19 protein-coding genes and 1 tRNA gene are annotated in these 18033 nt (G+C 33.4%); 13 read left to right on the top strand and 7 right to left on the bottom strand.

The genetic code is table 11. The features are described from left to right. The first annotated feature begins 11 nt into the window (after positions 1–11). From RHP76_RS06485 to RHP76_RS06500, 4 genes are all read left to right on the top strand, one after another. Positions 12–767: a UbiA prenyltransferase family protein gene (locus RHP76_RS06485; protein ID WP_216444334.1), complete on the top strand. Its 756-nt coding sequence runs from the start codon at positions 12–14 to the stop codon at positions 765–767. A gap of 3 nt (positions 768–770) precedes the next feature. After that, complete coding sequence (gene recF, locus RHP76_RS06490) at positions 771–1850, top strand: DNA replication/repair protein RecF (protein ID WP_120231662.1); 1080 nt, start codon at positions 771–773, stop codon at positions 1848–1850. A 281-nt stretch (positions 1851–2131) separates the two neighbouring features. After that, entirely contained in the window at positions 2132–2365 is a 234-nt protein-coding gene (locus RHP76_RS06495) for a four helix bundle protein (RefSeq protein ID WP_311230253.1), read from the top strand. Between the two features lie 74 nt (positions 2366–2439). Continuing rightward, positions 2440–2733 carry a hypothetical protein gene (locus RHP76_RS06500; RefSeq protein ID WP_062671740.1) on the top strand — a complete coding sequence of 98 codons (294 nt, stop codon included), beginning with the start codon at positions 2440–2442 and terminating at the stop codon, positions 2731–2733. A 320-nt stretch (positions 2734–3053) separates the two neighbouring features. Here the strand turns inward: RHP76_RS06500 and RHP76_RS06505 are convergent, their stop codons facing one another. Genes RHP76_RS06505 through RHP76_RS06515 form a run of 3 tightly spaced genes read right to left on the bottom strand, consistent with a single transcriptional unit; the run spans position 3054 to position 6832 of the window. Next, positions 3054–5084: a transporter-like protein gene (locus RHP76_RS06505; RefSeq protein ID WP_062671738.1), complete on the bottom strand. Its 2031-nt coding sequence runs from the start codon at positions 5082–5084 to the stop codon at positions 3054–3056. Between the two features lie 13 nt (positions 5085–5097). After that, entirely contained in the window at positions 5098–5742 is a 645-nt protein-coding gene (mtgA, locus tag RHP76_RS06510) for a monofunctional biosynthetic peptidoglycan transglycosylase (RefSeq protein ID WP_062671736.1), read from the bottom strand. A 43-nt stretch (positions 5743–5785) separates the two neighbouring features. Continuing rightward, positions 5786–6832, bottom strand: a complete 1047-nt coding sequence (locus tag RHP76_RS06515) for an ABC transporter substrate-binding protein (RefSeq protein ID WP_228436713.1) — start codon at positions 6830–6832, stop codon at positions 5786–5788. A 59-nt stretch (positions 6833–6891) separates the two neighbouring features. Between RHP76_RS06515 and RHP76_RS06520 the strand changes: the two genes are divergently transcribed. Further along, positions 6892–6968: transfer RNA gene (locus RHP76_RS06520), tRNA-Arg, on the top strand. 144 nt (positions 6969–7112) lie between these two features. On the opposite strand, the gene RHP76_RS06525 is transcribed toward RHP76_RS06520, so the two are convergent. From RHP76_RS06525 to RHP76_RS06535, 3 genes are all read right to left on the bottom strand, one after another. After that, positions 7113–7607: a CinA family protein gene (locus tag RHP76_RS06525; protein WP_047387970.1), complete on the bottom strand. Its 495-nt coding sequence runs from the start codon at positions 7605–7607 to the stop codon at positions 7113–7115. A 53-nt stretch (positions 7608–7660) separates the two neighbouring features. After that, positions 7661–7930: a hypothetical protein gene (locus RHP76_RS06530; protein WP_052187039.1), complete on the bottom strand. Its 270-nt coding sequence runs from the start codon at positions 7928–7930 to the stop codon at positions 7661–7663. A 509-nt stretch (positions 7931–8439) separates the two neighbouring features. Continuing rightward, positions 8440–9000 carry a helix-turn-helix domain-containing protein gene (locus RHP76_RS06535; RefSeq protein WP_226798640.1) on the bottom strand — a complete coding sequence of 187 codons (561 nt, stop codon included), beginning with the start codon at positions 8998–9000 and terminating at the stop codon, positions 8440–8442. Positions 9001–9166: 166 nt separating this feature from the next. Between RHP76_RS06535 and RHP76_RS06540 the strand changes: the two genes are divergently transcribed. From RHP76_RS06540 to RHP76_RS06550, 3 genes are read left to right on the top strand one after another with little or no spacing between them, the layout of a single operon-like run. After that, the gene (locus RHP76_RS06540) at positions 9167–9298 is read left to right on the top strand and encodes a hypothetical protein (protein ID WP_262484585.1); all 132 of its coding nucleotides are present in this window, start codon (positions 9167–9169) and stop codon (positions 9296–9298) included. Continuing rightward, on the top strand, positions 9299–10327 hold the full coding sequence (locus tag RHP76_RS06545; protein ID WP_311229764.1) for a glycoside hydrolase family 130 protein: 1029 nt from the start codon (positions 9299–9301) through the stop codon (positions 10325–10327). A gap of 44 nt (positions 10328–10371) precedes the next feature. Next, positions 10372–12639 carry a glycosyltransferase gene (locus RHP76_RS06550; RefSeq protein WP_311229765.1) on the top strand — a complete coding sequence of 756 codons (2268 nt, stop codon included), beginning with the start codon at positions 10372–10374 and terminating at the stop codon, positions 12637–12639. A 1034-nt stretch (positions 12640–13673) separates the two neighbouring features. Here RHP76_RS06550 and RHP76_RS06555 read toward each other — a convergent pair. Further along, positions 13674–14771: a calcium:cation antiporter gene (locus RHP76_RS06555; protein ID WP_120231667.1), complete on the bottom strand. Its 1098-nt coding sequence runs from the start codon at positions 14769–14771 to the stop codon at positions 13674–13676. A gap of 467 nt (positions 14772–15238) precedes the next feature. On the opposite strand from RHP76_RS06555, the gene RHP76_RS06560 reads away from it, so the two are divergent. The 5 genes from RHP76_RS06560 (at position 15239) to RHP76_RS06580 (ending at position 17270) form a co-directional block, all read left to right on the top strand. Next, complete coding sequence (locus RHP76_RS06560; protein ID WP_311229766.1) at positions 15239–15457, top strand: hypothetical protein; 219 nt, start codon at positions 15239–15241, stop codon at positions 15455–15457. Between the two features lie 140 nt (positions 15458–15597). Next, positions 15598–15936: a cupin domain-containing protein gene (locus RHP76_RS06565; RefSeq protein WP_181397976.1), complete on the top strand. Its 339-nt coding sequence runs from the start codon at positions 15598–15600 to the stop codon at positions 15934–15936. After that, positions 15929–16159: a hypothetical protein gene (locus tag RHP76_RS06570; RefSeq protein WP_076550606.1), complete on the top strand. Its 231-nt coding sequence runs from the start codon at positions 15929–15931 to the stop codon at positions 16157–16159. The genes RHP76_RS06565 and RHP76_RS06570 overlap by 8 nt, the downstream gene beginning before the upstream one ends. Before the next feature lie 7 nt (positions 16160–16166). After that, positions 16167–16964 carry a hypothetical protein gene (locus RHP76_RS06575; protein WP_311229767.1) on the top strand — a complete coding sequence of 266 codons (798 nt, stop codon included), beginning with the start codon at positions 16167–16169 and terminating at the stop codon, positions 16962–16964. Positions 16965–17006: 42 nt separating this feature from the next. Further along, positions 17007–17270, top strand: a complete 264-nt coding sequence (locus tag RHP76_RS06580; protein ID WP_110010511.1) for a heme oxygenase — start codon at positions 17007–17009, stop codon at positions 17268–17270. The last annotated feature ends 763 nt before the right edge of the window (positions 17271–18033 follow it).

Here is an 18033-nt window from a genome sequence, read left to right on the forward strand (position 1 = left end):
AATTTTGATAAATGAACATCTTAAAAATACTGAAAAAAACCGTCATAGACAGCCAGGTTTATGTCTCTCTTATGGGAACTCTTTTTGCAGTATTTTTCATGAAAGAGCAAAACACATTCCGTTTCCCTACTTTTGCACTTATTTTCATCACTTATTTCAGTGGCTATCTGTATACTAAATATCAATATACCAGGTATTTTTTCAGAATAGTGATCATCAACGCCATTGCAGGAATCATCTGTGCTTTTTTAATCATTCATAATCATAATGGAATAAGACTTCTGAAATGGTTTGTCATTGTCGTGCTGGGGTTGCTTTATAATAGCTTTTTTCTTGATGTTTATATCCGGAAAATTCCTTTATTGAAAGTATTTTATGTAGGTTTGGTTTGGGCATTGGTCAACTGCTGGCTTACCCTTCCTGAATTCAGCATACCTATTTTTCTGATCAGTTTTTTCTTTATCACCGCGCTTGTGCTTCCTTTTGATATCCGTGATATGAACAGCGATACCGTAAAAACCTTTCCTATGCTGATTGGGGTACAAAATACCAAGTACATTGCTTATGCACTTGTTTTCATCAGCAGTATCATTTCTGCTTTTTATCTTGATTCGGAATATGCGCTTGCTTTTTTTATGGCCAGCATTCTAACTTATATTCTCATCTACTTCTCTGATAATAAAAGAGATGACGCTTATTTCTCATTTGGAGTGGAAACTTGTTCGGCACTTCCTTTTTTATTTTTAGTAATAATGGAGTATTTTTGATGAATGATTATCAAGAAGCTTTCCCTCTACAATTTCAAAAACCATTCTGAGAAAAAGTTTGAATTTTCCCCGCAAATCAACTGTTTTGTGGGAAATAATGGCGTAGGAAAGACCAATATTCTGGATGCTTTGCATTATTTATCCGTAGGAAAAAGCTTTCTGGGAAATACGGACCTCAACAATATTAAACAAGAGGAAGACTTTTTTACCATTGATGCTGAAATTCAGAATGAAGACAGTGAGGATATCATCAGAATCACCCAGCCCAAGGAAGCTAAAAAGGTGATCAAGAAGAATGATAAAAGCTATGAAAGGCTTGCAGATCATATTGGATACCTTCCAAGTGTTATGATATCACCTTACGATTCTAATCTTATTTCGGATTCCGGAGAAAGCAGACGCAAGTTTCTGGATGCGATGATCTCTCAGACGGATTCAGAATATCTTTTTGATCTCATCCAATATCAGAAAACAATTCAGCAGCGAAATGCTTTACTGAAATATTTTGCCAAGAACAGAACCTGGGACAAAGATTCTCTGGAAATTTATGATGAGCCTATTAGCAGATTCGGGACTAAAATCTTTAAGAAAAGAAAAGAATTTGTAGAGCAGCTCAACCCTATTGTTCAGAATTTCTATCAGATTATTTCTGGTGGAAAAGAAAGCGTATCAGTAATTTATGAATCTCATTTGCTGGAAGATTCTTTTGAAAAACTTTTAAAAGAAAGCCTTGAAAGGGACCGAATGCTTACTTACACATCAAAAGGAATTCATAAGGATGATCTTCTTTTTGAAATGGATTATATATTAATCAAGAAAATCGGATCACAGGGACAGCAGAAATCGTTCCTGATCTCTTTAAAACTGGCTCAGATGAGTCTTGTAAAAGAACTCACCAAAAAGACTCCTATCCTGTTGCTTGATGATATTTTCGATAAGCTTGATGATACCAGAGTTTCTCAGTTGATTGAACTGGTTAACAAGGAAAATTTTGGACAGATTTTTATCACAGATACGCATAGAGAGCGTACGGAAAGTGTGGTAAAGAAAATAAATGAAGAAAGTATTATTTTTGAAGTTTAGTAAGAGGTTCGGGATGCGAGTTACGAGGTATTAAATGCAGGTAAATAAGTGTGGATGTAGATATGAAGTAAAAGACTAATATTCTTTATCATCAAACCGTTTTTTGTCTTAACTTAAGATCCTAAAAACATAAATGATATGAGTTATAGAAATCTGGATATTTATAAATAGCTTTCGACTTATTTTTAAAAACCCATAAAGCCTCCCTGCTTCTGCCTAAATATGAACTGTTTGAATTAGGCAGTCAGTAAAGAAGGTCTTCAGACTCAGTCATTACAAATATTGTTGAAGGCTATGGTAGATCAACTTATAGGAATGACTACATTCGCTTCCTGATTTACAGCCATGCGAGTAATGATGAAACAATCAACCATCTGGAAAAAATCATGATATTATATCCTAATTTTTCCTTAGAATTTGAGACATTAAGAAATGAATACAACACATTATGCGGAAAAAACAACATTTATAAAAAATGGGTCATAGAAAATTGGAATAAAAATAATCTTCAGTAAAAAAATAAATCCCCAAGCCAAAACCACGCAACCCAAAAACCCGAATCACGCATCCCGAAACCCGAAACCCAACTATGAAGAAGAAAAAACGTGAATATCAATCCTCCGAACTGGTAAAATCTTTTGCCAGAATTTATGGTTTTGAACACAAACTAGTTGCTTTTGACATTAAAGATTTCCTTGAAGAATATCTTGATGAAAGTCTTTTCAATGAAATCAAAAGTGTGAATATTGAAAACGAATGTATCATAATCAAAATTGATTCTCCTTTGCTGAAACATGATTTTAAAATGCGAAAAAGCTTTTATCTCAAAAAGTTTCAGGACAAATTTGGGGCAGAGAAATTTAATGATCTTCAGATATTATAGGAGTAGAATGCAAATTCATTTAAATAATTCACCAACGTTAAAATTATTTTATTCTATGCAATTTTATATGTATTTTTAATGCACATTAATTAATATTTTTACCATGAAAAAATCAATTGCATCAAAAAACTGACAAGAAAAACTTTAAAAACAATACAGGGAGGAGGTGTTGGACAGATCTGCTGTGCTGTAAGCTGCGCTAACGAAAACGAATGTGCTTATTGGACAACATTGCCGACAAAATGCCCATTACTTCCTATTTGTCTTTAATAGCTATAACAATAGAAAAATGCTACCCTCGGGTAGCATTTTTTATGATATTAATGTTCTTCTGATTTATTAGAAATGGTACTGCTCATCAAATCATCTGCTTTCTTGTCCAGACCAGAGCTAAGCGGCAGGAAGAATTTCAGCGGATGTTTCGTAAAGTATCTGAAAATCTCTTTATAGATCTCACTTACCTGTCCGAAATTCATTTTTCTTGACCTAAATGCCAGGAACATCGATAAACTGAAACTTACCAGAAAGTTGAAGAAACCAATCAGGAATACCGTTACAAAAGACATCCAGAATGTATAGGAATCTACAGAGAAATCTTTTCCATATAACCCTAAAGCAAAATTTCCGGCTGCAAAAGTAATGTGTCTGATATCCAGATCCAGTCCGAAAAACATTCCGACCGGAGCAGTTGCTCCAAGGAAAACCCCAAACCAGAAATTGGAAATGATTCCCGGCCAGTTTTTAGCATAATATTTTGAAAGTCCTTTCGCAAATTTCTTTCCAAAAAAGCTTCTGATGGAAAGGTTTTTGGCAATTCTCTCCGGTATCTGATAAAACACAGAATTGTTCCCGATATTTCCAGAAATAATCCCGGAAATAAAAAGATAGAATCCGGCAATGCTGGCGTGCAGAATAGCTTTTGATTTAAAAGGATCAAGGTCTTTTAACAGTTTATCAGAGCGCTCTACAGCAAGATTTTGTGAGAAAAACACATCCAATCCGTAAATAATGGCAAGCGCTACCGGAAAGGCAAGCAATACATTCCCTACAAAGGCAATGAACTGGCTTCTAAACAACTTAGATACCAAATGGGCAAATTCCGTATTATTTCTTTGAGCATTTCCTTCTTCAGATAATACTTTTGTCATCGTTGCAGCAGTCATAGCCGGCTGCTTTGTAGCAAGTGTAAAACCCATCAGATAAATCATCACAAATCCCATCGCATAGTTCATGGAATACAGAAAGGCATGTGAAAAATCACTTCCCGGGATGTATCCATAAAGCATTTTCAGAACACAAAGGGCTCCTACGATAATACCACCACCACTCGCTTTGTAGAACATGGTCATATATTCCTTCCGGGTAGAAGTTATATAATGCGTGCCGGTTTCTGCAGTGTGATTGGTAATAAGGTGTGAGATCAACCTCGTGCTGTCGTTGATAAGATCTGAAATATTATTTTTGTGAGATTTATAATTCAGAATATTAAAAATCAACTGCTTGGATTTTATCTGAACATCTTCATCTGTATCAATAACCAATAACTGAACGATTTCATATATTCTTTCAGTTTGTTGGCGGATTTTTAACAGAGATTGATTAATCTTCCCGGAAATACCATATTTGGCAGAATTTTTAAAAGCAATATTCACAAACTCCTGGCATTGTTCTGCGTAGATTTTGATCTGCTTATATCTGCTGTCTTTTGAATGCAGTTGTAATTCAGGATCTTTAACCAAATCATCGGCCAATGTTTCCAGCTCATTCTGAAGGGCAAGAAACGGATTATCCAGATTTCTGTATTGAGGGGCCATTCTCACCACTTCCACTTCCATCGCCATTCCTGTTACCCTCCAGGAAAGGATGTTCATAGAGAAAATAAGTTCTTTTTTAACGTTAGGGCGGATAATAAAATCCGCAGCTCCCATCATATTTAAAAATTCATTGATCTCGTTTTCAGGAAGATTATGCAGATATTTTAAATCCTTTTTAGGCCTCATACTGACGTTATCGATCATGTACCATACCGTATTTTCGTTTTCAACGGGTGGCAGAACCTTGTTCAGTATTCTTTTTTTAAGCTCCGGAAAGAAGGCATTTTCTGAAAGAATATTCGCTTCCGTCAGTGAAAGGTTGAAAGGTCTTCCTCTAAAAATATTGTGGATATAATATTTAAAGTTCTCAGCAAAATTAGGATTGCTTCTGAAAAAATTGAGCACATCTGTAAAGTCGGCCTCTTTTATCGTCTCTAAAAACTCTGCAAAAGGTTCTAAAGAAAGAGTTTCGTTCTTAAAAGAAAAATATTTTTTAAGAACTGACTCAAAATTTGTGCTGGAATTAAAGAATTTCATTAGTACAAAGATACTATTTCAAAGTCACATTCCTCATCTGTCTCATGATCCAATTATGTTTCTTCCTTAAATAGGGTGATGGATTTTTAGGATCATACTTTTTTGGATTAGGCAATACAGCAGCAATCCAGGCTGCATCTGAGGTACTTAAGTCTTTGGATGATTTTCCAAAATAATATTGAGCAGCGGCTTCTACTCCAAATACACCTTGCCCCATTTCTATGGAATTCAGGTATCTTTCAAGGATAATATCTTTTGTCCAAACTTTTTCGATGATGAAAGTATACACTGCTTCCAGTCCTTTTCTTACCCAGCTTCTGCCCTGCCAAAGAAACACATTCTTCGCTGTTTGCTGGGAAATAGTACTTCCTCCTCTTATTTTTTTGCCTTTCTCATTATATTTCATGGCTTTTTCGATTGCTGTATAATCGAAGCCGTCGTGATCAAAGAACTTCTGATCTTCAGAAGCAATTACGGCTTTTTTCACATTATTTCCCATTTCGTCATAGGAAATATAATCCCTGTGCAGTTTTCCATATTCAAAAAGTCCTCCTATCTGGGTAAGAGTAATGGGTGGATTAAAGAATCTACCCCAGATGATAAAAACTACATTCAAAATAAGAATGATGAAGATAAGCTGTTTAATTTTTTTCCACATAACTTGATAAAAAGGAAAGGCAAAAATAAGCAAATAGTATGAGTTACTGCAATTCTTTCATGTAAGTAAGGTGATAATTGGGTAAAAGTTCAGGATGAAAGATCTTTATATAATCTTTAAGAATCAAATCTGCTCTCACCACACCGCTTTCAAAGAAATCATTCGCTTTCAGTTTTTCTTTTCCTGCAATGGTATAGATCTTTCCTTTATTGAATACATCCAGCTTTCCATAGAAAGGATTCATACCCAGCATTTCTTTTTTCGAAGTATGGCTTCCTGCATTTACCCAGTACTGAACGCCTCCTGCTTTCGCATATACTTCCTCAAAGCTCATTGTCAAAGCTTTTTCATCTTTATTATCCTTCATGATATAATTCGCATTGGCATCCGAAATATAATGAGCCACAGAAGTATTTCCTCCCGGAAGATACCAAACGTCTCCATACATTTCATTAGCAAGCACCACAGGTTTTTCTTTTGCTTTTGACGCAAGCTGTTTCAGATCACTATAGTTTTTCTCCACTTCCTGATATTTAGCTTCTGCCTCTTTTTCTTTTCCTAAAAGCTCTCCGAAAAGTTTGATATAAGCCGTTTTTTCCAAAGGTTTCTGCTCCATGTATTCATCCAGAAATATTACCTGAATGCCGTTATTCTTTAAAAGCTCATACGCATTGTCAAAACTTGCGATATGATTGGTAAAAATAGCATCCGGTTTCATAGCGATGATCTTTTCCACATCATATTTCTGTTCGCTCCCTACATTCTGGATTTTTCCTTTTTTAATCAGATTTTGAATTTTATCTGAAAAAATATACTCCGGACTGGAAACTCCTATGATTACATTTTCTGCTCCAAGCTCTGAAATATACCCTGCCATACTTGCATTCAGCAGGATTATTTTCTTGAAAGGAGTTTGATTCTGCTTAAAATTATAAGTAAAATTCCCCGATTTCAACTCCAGGTTTCCGTCCTGTTCCTTGTATTGGGTACGATTTGAGATATTTGTCCAATCTGAGGACGAAATTTTTGATTCTCTTTTACAGGCAATTAGCGAAAATACCGTAAATAAAAGTAAAATTTTCTTTTTCATGTTTCAAAGAACGGAAAAAAGTGGTATATTTGCAACCGTTAAACAACAAGATAACAAACGGCCTCGTGGCGCAACTGAATAGCGCATCTGATTACGGCTCAGAAGGTTACAGGTTTGAATCCTGTCGAGGTCACCAAAAGCCAAACGGCGCCAACTGAAGACAGTTGGCGCTATTTTTATTATTATCAATAATTAAATTTGTAATTATTAAAAAAAATTATATCTAAATAATTTGGATCAGGTGTAAAAGTTGGGGCTAGGCAAAAAATAAATGACAAGTTTAAATTAATATTTGATTCAATGCACTTTTATAACACCCTAAAATAAATTCGGTATAATACAACTGTGCATCCAGTGCCTGAGTCTTATCATGAAGCTCTATGCGTTTGGAAAGTACAATCTCTCCTTTGTAACTGAATGAACAGAATGAATACACTTTAAATCCCGAATTTCTTACAGATGCAGCATATCCAGTAGAAGCAATTCCCCAATCTGTTCCAAATGATTCAGCGACCTTTACAGCCATTGTATCAGCCATTTTTTGGGTTTCAAAACCATTTTCCTTAACTTCAATTTGATTTATATCTAAAAATTGAACTTTTTCAGGTAATGTAAAAGTCGTTATTCCTCCTTTGTAAAACAGTTTTGCATTAGCCATTTGGGAAAAAGCCAGCTGTATTAATCCCGAGGTTACGCTTTCTGCTATAGAAACCGTTTCATTCATTGTAATGAGTGAAGTACTGATATAATCAAGTAAACTTTGCTGAAATTTCATGAGTCTATTATTTATGTTGATCAAAAAAACTTTTATGCTGCTGAAATCAATATTCAGATAACGTCATAATCATTCATGGTTGTAACAAAATAATGCTCAATCATTTCTCTGGCATTTCTGCACATTGACAAAAGATCTTCTCTGGTCATATCTTCAAAAATAAAATCATCATGAACTTCAATAATGAACTCAGTCACTTTTTCGGTGTTCATCAGATCATAAGCCATTAAATCATTTAAATTATCTAATCTACATTCTTCCTTAAAAAAAGGAAGTTTCCGGGTAATGGAATTCTTAAACTGAAAAAGGTGTATTGTTTTCATGACTTTTGACGTTAAAGTGATAATAAGAAAGTCTGTTTTGTATTTAAACATGTTGTTTACTCATGAATGTTCAAACAGTTTTATGGACTCAGTTGATGAAAATTTTTATATATCTATCAATTCCTATAATATGGATGAAAAGGACAGAAACCATGGGTCTCCATCCTTGATTAATTAAATCCTTTCGAAAACAGATCTACTATTTTATCGGGATTTAATATGCTCATTGTCAAAATTGAGAATCCTTAAGCCTACTAATTTTATATGTCGTATATTCGCTTTTTCACATCTTTCTTTATTACTACAATGTTTTCAAATACGGGAGAACAGCCTGTTGTTTGATAAATATTTTCAACTGTTCACTATATTTCTTATCTAAAATTGCACTATTTATAGTGATATAAGCTTTATGGATTTTGTGAATTCCTGATTATTATACTACAAAGATGGCCGTTTAAGTGTTATACTAAGCTATATATATCCGGTATAATTTTACATATATCACACATTTATAAGTCTTCCAGATTTCCAAGACGTCTTTGTTTCAGCTGTTTATAAAATGAAGGGGAAAGTCCTGTAATTTTTTTAAACTGATTGGAGAGGTGGGCCACGCTGCTGTAATTGAGTTTATAAGAGATTTCTGTAAGATTAAGTTCATCATATAACAGCAGTTCTTTTACCTTTTCTACTTTATTAATAATAATAAAATGCTGGAGTGTCATTCCTTTCACTTCTGAAAAGGTATTAGCCAGATAGGTATAATCATAGCCTAATTTTTCACTTACATAGTCTGAGAAATTTTCTTTTGGGAGTTCATCTGAATAATGAATCATTTCTATCACTACATTCTTTATTTTCTCTATCAGGATACTTTTTTTATCATCTAATACTTCAAGTCCTGTTTTAAGTAAATTTTCTTTAAGGATCTGTCTTTGTTCTGAGCTAATATCATCCAATAATTCTACTGTCCCTAAATCAACGACAGCATTTTTAATGCCCAATCTTTCCAGTTCCTGATGGACAACCATTTTGCAGCGCAAACTTACCATATATTTTACATACAACTTCATCTCCCTTACTGTTTACATCTGTCAATTATTTCATTAACAGTCATTTATCCAAAGTTAGTCTATTAAATCGGAAATATCTATGATTTATACAACAAATTAAAAGACAATTGCAAAGCTTTCCTTTTTTAATGATTGAAATTTACAGGTAACAAAAAAATATTTCACAATGTCAAAAGAAAAAGACGGAAAAAAGAAATCAGATAAAACTCCACCCGCAAAATCTGCAAAAGAGAAACGGGAGGATAAAATGAGTAAACGAAGAGAAAGGGAACAAGAAGCCCGAAATACCGGCAACTAAATGGTATCCTTGAAAAAAGATGGAATTATACTCAGAAAAACAACATTAGACTTTGAGAGTGAAGGAGTTCTAAATCCTGCAGTCATTCAGGATAACGGAAAAATACATTTATTATACAGGGCTCTTGCCAGGAATAACTTCTCGAGTATCGGATACTGTATATTATCGGATTATAAGACTCCTGAAATACGGCTCAGCAATCCGGTTATTATCCCTGAATTTGAATACGAAAAACATGGTGTTGAAGATCCAAGAATTGTCAAAATCGATCACTTATTTTACCTTACTTATACCAGTTATGACGGGGTTAATGCATTGGGTGCACTTGCCGTATCTAAGGATCTAATATCATGGCAAAAGCTAGGAATCATTGTGCCAAAAATTCCATACAAAAAGTTTAAGCTTTTAGCAGAATCTCAAGGTGAAATAGTAGAAAAGTACAGACGTTTCAACAAACTCCCGCATACTCATATAAAGGATAAAGAGGTCTTCCTTTGGGATAAAAATGTGATATTTTTTCCAAGAAGAATTAATGGTAAGCTTTATTTTCTACATCGCATAAGGCCTGATATCCAAATTGTAAGGATAGAAAATATTGAAGATCTGAATCCTGATTTCTGGAAAGACTACTTCCTTCATTTTAAAGAACATATTGTATTATCTCCCAAATATGAGCATGAAGTAAGCTATATTGGCGGTGGATGCCCCCCTATAGAAACTGAACATGGATGGCTTTTAATCTACCATGGTGTACATGATACCATTGAAGGATATGTTTACAGCGCATGTGCTGCTTTACTAGACCTTGATACTCCTGAAAAAGAAATTTCAAGACTTCCCTATCCTCTTTTCAAGCCCGATGAAGAATGGGAACAGAAGGGAGAAGTGAACAATGTCTGCTTCCCTACCGGAGCCATCGTAGAAGGACATACACTCCATATTTACTATGGCGCTGCAGACAAAAGAATAGCTATTGCTTCTTTAAGCATCCCTGAATTACTGAAGGAATTACTACAGTACACATCATAATTGACTATTCTATACAGAATGTCAGGTTTAAAATAAATATCAATATGAATAAAAATATAAAATCAGACGTGGAGGAAAAGACAAAAAGACAACCTTTACAAAGTAATAAAAACACAATTTATCATATACCTGAAATTATCTTTATAAGCACTTTTCCTCCCAAGGTATGCGGTATTGCAACATACTGTCAGGACTTGGTACAATCCCTTAAATTAAAATTCAGAGAATCATTTAGCATCAGCATCTGCCCAATGGAAACTGAGGATGAGCATTATCAATATGAAGATGATCCAGAATATCGCTTAAATACATCCGATGCCGTATCTTATCTGGAGCTGGCTGATAAAATCAATAAGAATAACAATATTCAACTGGTTATGCTCCAGCATGAATTTGGATTTTTCAACGAAACCCCCAACGGATTACTGCTTTTTCTTCAAAATACAGAAAAAGATATCATCATTACTTTTCACACCGTTCTACCAAAACCGGATCGGGAATTAAAAGAAAAGGTAAAAGAAATCAGCAGTTTTGTAAAATCTATTATTGTAATGACCAGTATTTCTGCGGATATACTAAACAATGATTATGATATACCTCCTGATAAAATTAAAGTGATACCCCACGGCACCCATTTACTGCCATTTATCGATAAAATTTCACTGAAAGCGAAATACGGATTTAAAGATAAAAAAGTTCTTTCAACCTTTGGTTTACTGGGTTCGGGGAAAAATATTGAAACCACTTTAGAAGCCTTGCCTGAAATTATTACAAAAAACCCCGATGTAATGTTTCTGATTATTGGAAAAACGCATCCCGGCATCATCAAATATGAAGGTGAGAAATATCGTGATTTTTTGCAGGATACTATTAAAAGGCTCCATCTGGAAAAACATACTTACTTTATCAACCAGTACCTGCCTTTAGATGAGTTGTTGGATTATCTTCAGCTTACCAATATTTATCTTTTCACTTCAAAAGACAGAAATCAGGCAGTAAGTGGTACTTTTTCCTACGCCATCAGTTGTGGCTGCCCTGTGGTTTCCACTCCTATTCCCCATGCTTTGGAAGTACTGAATGAAGACCTGGGAATCATTATTGATTTTGAAGCTCCGAAGCAGCTTTCTGTTGCCGTAAATACATTATTAAAAAATGAAACTGTACAGGAAAAATTACGATCAAATAGTTTGGAAAAAATGGCTCCCACAGCCTGGGAAAATTCTTCTATTTCGCACGCCCTATTATTTCAACAATACAGCAAAGATAAAATGACATTACATTATACATTCCCCATCATTAATCTAAGCCATGTCAAAAATATGACAACGGATTTTGGGATGATCCAGTTTTCTAAAATCAACAAACCTGATATCAATTCCGGGTATACTTTGGACGATAATGCCCGGGCTATGATTGTAGCCTGCAGACATTATGAGCTGAGCAGAGATGAATCTGATCTTGATTTAATCTCAACTTATCTGAAACTTATTAAGTTTTGTCAACACCCGGATGGAAGTTTTCTTAATTATATAAATCAGAACAAGGAATTTGTGCAACAGAATTATGAAACCAATCTTGAAGATTCCAATGGAAGAGCTATCTGGGCACTAGGATATCTTCTTTCAATAAAAGCAATCTTACCGCAGCAGTTTTCTGATGAAGCAGAATCAATCATTGAAAAAAGTATTTCATCTATTGAGAATATCCATTCTACCCGAGCAATGGGCTTTATCATCAAAGGCTTACATTATCAAAATTCAGAAATCAATATTCCATTATTGAAAAAGCTGGCCAATCGTCTGGTGAAAATGTACCAGCATGAAAAACACAAAGACTGGCATTGGTTTGAAAGCTATCTGACCTATGGAAACAGCTTACTTCCAGAGGCTTTATTATGCGCATGGATTACTACCAAAGACGAAATGTACAAGCAAATTGCCAATGAATCATTCAGGTTTCTGCTTTCTAAAATATTTATTAAGGGGGAAATCAAAGTAATTTCCAATAAAGGATGGTTGCAGAAAGAAACGATTAAAAGTCCTGAATCAATTGGCGGGGAACAGCCCATAGATGTTGCTTACACCATACTGACATTATCTACATTCTATCAAGTTTTTAAGGATGAAAAATACTTACAGATGATGAGGAGTGCTTTTAATTGGTTTTTAGGAAAAAATCATTTACATCAGATCATTTATAACCCTGCAACGGGTGGCTGTTATGACGGCCTTGAAGAAAAAAATGTTAATCTTAATCAGGGAGCAGAATCAACCGTCAGCTATCTCATGGCAAGGCTCTGTTTTCCAAAATAAGTAGTTTACTTTTTCAACCAGCAACCACCCTATGATCAAAACTCTGATATCAGTGATTTATCTGCAACTCTGTAATAAGACCTCGCATTAAAAAGTCATGCTTAAAAATATCCTAAGGAGAGTTAAAAATAAATGTATTATTTCTACTCCATATACGACAATAATAAATAGAATCATATAACTTGCAGCATATTAATGTAATTTATTTAGATATACATTTACTGCTCATAATAGTTGTACATTCTCATTAGTACAATTAACTCTCCCCTAAAAAGGAGGGTTTTGTTATATACTCTCCTCCTAGGCATTAGAAAGGTTAAAGTGAAAATTCTAATTTTCATCATCATGCTACCGTTGACCACTCCTTTAAAGATGTTATCGTTTTAGTAAGAGTAACAAATACTATAGCTTTCAGAAAACATTAAAACGAAATAAGACAAAGCATCGATATTCCAAAGAAATTTGAATTCTAACATTATGCTATGATCGGAGGAATAATAAAGTATAGTAATGTTATGTTTTCTGAATAGCGTAATTATATATTGTATCTTCACTAAGATATAAATACAATCTTGTCTTAAAAATTCCTAAAAATGTTTTTTTCAAGATATAGACACGCTCTATTGTATGTAGCTTTTGTAACTGATAATCAGTCAGAAAACATTCTATATCATCTATATTTTCTCCAATTAATTGATCTTCTGATATAATATTCTGACTTTTATCGTGGAAGTAATATTTTTTACTAGTCATATCAATAAATAATTTTTATTTGCAAAATCTTTTTTCTGTTCAGAGTACTTTTTCAAACTTTTAAAGTATTGGCTTAACCCAAGTTGTGAACCAGTTTCTATGTTATCTTATTAGTTTTTATTTGATATTTCAATATTTGGGCAATACCTTTATAATCATGAGCCTTCAAACGTTTTTTTGGCTTCATTTGATGAAATATATTCTATATCAACCATCATTTCATATAAACTACAGCTAGCCGTTTCAATATATATCAAGCTATAATGCATAACTTAAATAGGTTATGGTACAATTGTAATAAAAAGATAAATTAAAAAAATAGCAATCAGTACAATTCCCTGCATGATATTAGTTCTGCCTGTTGCCAGTGAAACAGTAATAATAAAAAGAGACAGCCCTAAAAGTATTGTTGATTTGATATCTATCCCCAATGTCATTCTTATACCGGTTATTACAGATATAATGGCAATCGCAGGAATACTTAGTCCGATACTCGCTAAAGCTGAACCAAAAGCCAGATTTAATGAAGTTTGAATCTGATCACTTTTTGCAGCTCTGAATGCAGCCAGACCTTCCGGAAGCAGAACAATACCAGCAATAATGATACCTACAAGAGATTTGGGGGCACCCACAGAAACAACTATATGTTCAACATCCTTTGAAAGAAGTTTTGCCAGCAAAACGACTATTCCCAGGGATAAAATTAACAATATACAATTGATATACAATTGTTTTGTGGAAATTATTTTATTATTGCTTTCTACAGGCAGATTCTCGAATAATTTGTTTTGTGGAGAAATGAAAAAGCTTCGATGTCTAAAAGTTTGGATCATGGTAAATCCAAGATAAAGCCCTAAAGAAATCAAGGCGATAAAAAGAAGTTGGAGGGACGTGTATTCGCCTCCGAGGTGACTTACCGTATAATTGGGCAGAATAAGCACAAAAATAATAACAGAGGTCAGTGTAATCAGTGCCGTACTTACCCCCTGTAAGGTAAAGCTCTGTTCTCTATATCGTAAGGATCCTATCACAATACAGCTTCCAATGATTCCCGTAAGGATTATCATCACTGCAGCAAAAACCGTATCTCTGGCAAGAGTAATGGTTTCCAACCCTTTTGCTCCCATCATAATGGAAATAATAAGCCCTACTTCTATGACCGTAATGGCAAATGCCAAAAGCAAAGTTCCAAATGGTTCCCCCAAACGATGCGCAATAACTTCGGAATGGTACACCGCAGCTAAAACACTTCCTATTAAAAATAAAGTAAGAATCACAGAGTAATACCCTGAAGAAAAAACAGAATTTCCTACATAAGAGAACCATGCCAGGATAGGAATCAAAAATGTCCACATCCTTAAATATTTTTTTATATACATAAAAACATTAATAATTTTTTTACCATTGAATTCTCTTTTGGAGAGAATCAGCAGATTTATATTCTCCTTTTCAAAAACAGTTTTATAAATGATTTGAAGTGGAACAGAGAGGTATGCCGGAAGTATTAAATAATGAAAGAAAAAGAAGTGAATACACTGGTTCTTTGAGTCCAGATTGTCAGCTCAATGCAATTATTCAGCAAGATACAAATAATCAATCACTTATTTGGAATTATCGAGCAGTATTTTAAGTTTGTAATCATTTCCTAGACTTAACCACCTCCATTACTTTATAAGGAGTCATCAAACACTGCTTTTATGATCAACCACATTTCAGATGTTCAAAATAAGCTGGAATTTTGTAAAAGTGTGATATGTGCAACATAAAAGAAACAATCTGTAATACAATAGATTAATAAATACCCAACTTTGTATTGTAGCAATGAAGTTACACTAAAACCTACCTTATGGACACAAACCACAACAAAGGCAACCAATCTTTCAAAATTCCAGGAGACTGGGATGTGCAATCAAAACAATTGAAAGAAAAATTTTCAACATTAACGGACCACGACCTGAAGCTTGAAGAAGGTAAAGAAAAGCAAATGCTGGAAAGAATCGGAAACAGATTAAGAAAAAACCGTGAAGAAGTTCTCAATATTATCAAAGAAATCAATCTTTCATAAATTGTTTTCAAGGACAGTTAAAGCCAATGAAAAGATATATTTATCAAACGCTTTCACTGGAAAAAGGGATGGAATATTAGACAGTTCTGTCCCTTTTATTTACAATACCATCTGCTCTTTTTATGTTTAAACCCACAGTGATGAATCATAGAGAACTTGAAAAATCGAAAGTATATATTACAAGCCAGATTGTAGATTACATTCCAAATTCTGTAGTCAGTAAAAATATACTTGAAAAACTGACCGGTAATATCAGTGTTTTATCTTTTGATGACAAAGAAGGGTTATCTGAAAAGATATCTCCTTTCGATACTGTTGCACAGATCATTGAAGGTAAAGCTGAAATCATTATAGACGGAGCTTCTTACTTTATGGAAGAAGGTGAATGCATTATCATCCCTGCCCATAAACGTCATTCAATAAAAGGAAATAAACGCTTTAAGATGATAGTAACAATAATAAAAAGCGGCTATGAATAATCTAAACACTATATCTATTTTAACGAAAAAGATATTTAAAAAAACAGTTGAAATCCAAAAAGAATTTCCTGAACTGTATGAACTTCTAGATGAAACTCCATTATTTTTTTCTGAGAAAGAAAAAAATATTACGATAAAAGATTTAAGACAATATCTTGTTTCCCTTATCATACAACAAAAATCCTTTGAAAAAGGAACTATGAAGAAAAATGATCTACAATAAAATTCTAATGAAAAAGTTAATCAAGCATCCAAAGAGCAAATCGGGTCTCAGAAATAAAAAAAATATTTCAAGAAGAGCCTATTATTCCCAGTTTACCTCTCTGTTCTATCTGCGAAATACCAACATCACCTTAGAAAGAGACGCTAAAGAAATTCTTAGAATGTTAAAAGAATTACAGCAGCTTATTAACAAATCAAGATTGATATTTAGCACATATTGCAGCTTAAGCCAGCATAACCTGTGGCAGTCTGTTTTAGAAGACCTGAGTGAGAACATAAAGAATATTAGAATCCAGTTTGAATATATACTGGGAAATATTATTAAAAAAAATAAAATCAATTCACTCATATTCTGGCAGCAAAACAAACTCTACACAGATGAAATGGAAGTAATCCATAAAAAACTTATTCTGTTGACTATTCAGATTTTACCGGAAGAAGAAAGATTATCTTGGAAGGTAAATATTTATAATTTTTATGATGAAATTTTTTCTTTACTTACTCCACTTATCGGGATGTGCAGGCTTGAATTAGACTTTATAGAAAAATATTCACCTAAAACCTTTAACCAAAATGTTATGGATATTATTAAAGATATTCCAGAAAATTACACATTACAGGAAGCAAAGGAATATGAACACGAATACATAAAAATATTAACTAACTACAGTCATGAATTCTGTAGGAAAAATAATTTTTGGGGCAGCTTATTGTATATCCTTTCAGGCGGCTTGTACCCATTACCATCAGAACGTACTTTAACTAAAAAAAGGATCTACAGAAAAATAAAAGATAAACTTTCTTGACAAAGCATCAACCTAAATTTGCATCCTATTAAATAGTTTATAATGAAAACAATACATCTCTTTCGGTTTAACGATTCTATTTTCCGTAAAATTCCTTTCTTCAAAGAAGAAAATAGGCTGAAAACCGATGTAACAGAAATTGATTTAATGAATATTGAAATAGTAACTGAATATATTGTGAAAACGCATGATGACTTTAGTTTCGACAACACATCAGTAAATGATCTTTTATCGATGTGCAAGAAAGCTCAAAAAATAATTGAACATTACTTTGTTTTGGGAGTGAATGATTATGATGTTATTTGACAATTACTAATCAAACCCTATTCAGATAAGGAAATAAATGGAATTAATCCAATATACTATCATTACTATTATTTTTTTGGTAGTGTCTCATTAACTGTGTAAGTTAAAAAGTTACTCTGGAAAATTTTGAGCCCCTTAGAGCTCAAAAAATTTTACGGAAATAACTTTTTATTATTTTTTAACCATTACATAGTTATGATAGACAAAGAAGACTTATTAAACGATAAGGATTTCTATAGGCCCTTTCTAAATTTCCCACCAAATGTTTCGAGATCTCTTCGTTTATGGGTACAAGAACGAACAGCCAAATAGACAGTTATTATTCCAACAGTAATTTCTACATGTGTTGAAAACTTAATTGCATTAAACAAAAGTCTAATAGAATTTGTATGATAAATTGGGGAGACATAATTCATTTTTAATTTTGCTTAATCGAACCAAATCATCAATAAAAGTGTTTGAAGATACGCTCGTCTTGGTCCAAACATCCAAATGGCTCAATTTAATCCAAATTGGGCCATTTTTTTATTCCAAAATAAGCCAGATTAGGATTTTTATTGTTTTAGTGAATCTATTTTAAGAAAATAAGAAATGGCAGTAATATGAGGTCAGAAAAATAAAATCCGTTTCATTTAAGTATATCATAACTAAAGAATAGGAACTATACACTTTTCTGCACCAATCAGATGATATTCTTAAAAGTCTTTATTTAATTTGGGATGTTAATTTACCTTCAATAACACTATCATATAGGACTTTGCTA

It is taken from the genome of Chryseobacterium sp. SG20098, from assembly GCF_031844745.1.
GTDB lineage: Bacteria > Bacteroidota > Bacteroidia > Flavobacteriales > Weeksellaceae > Chryseobacterium > Chryseobacterium cucumeris.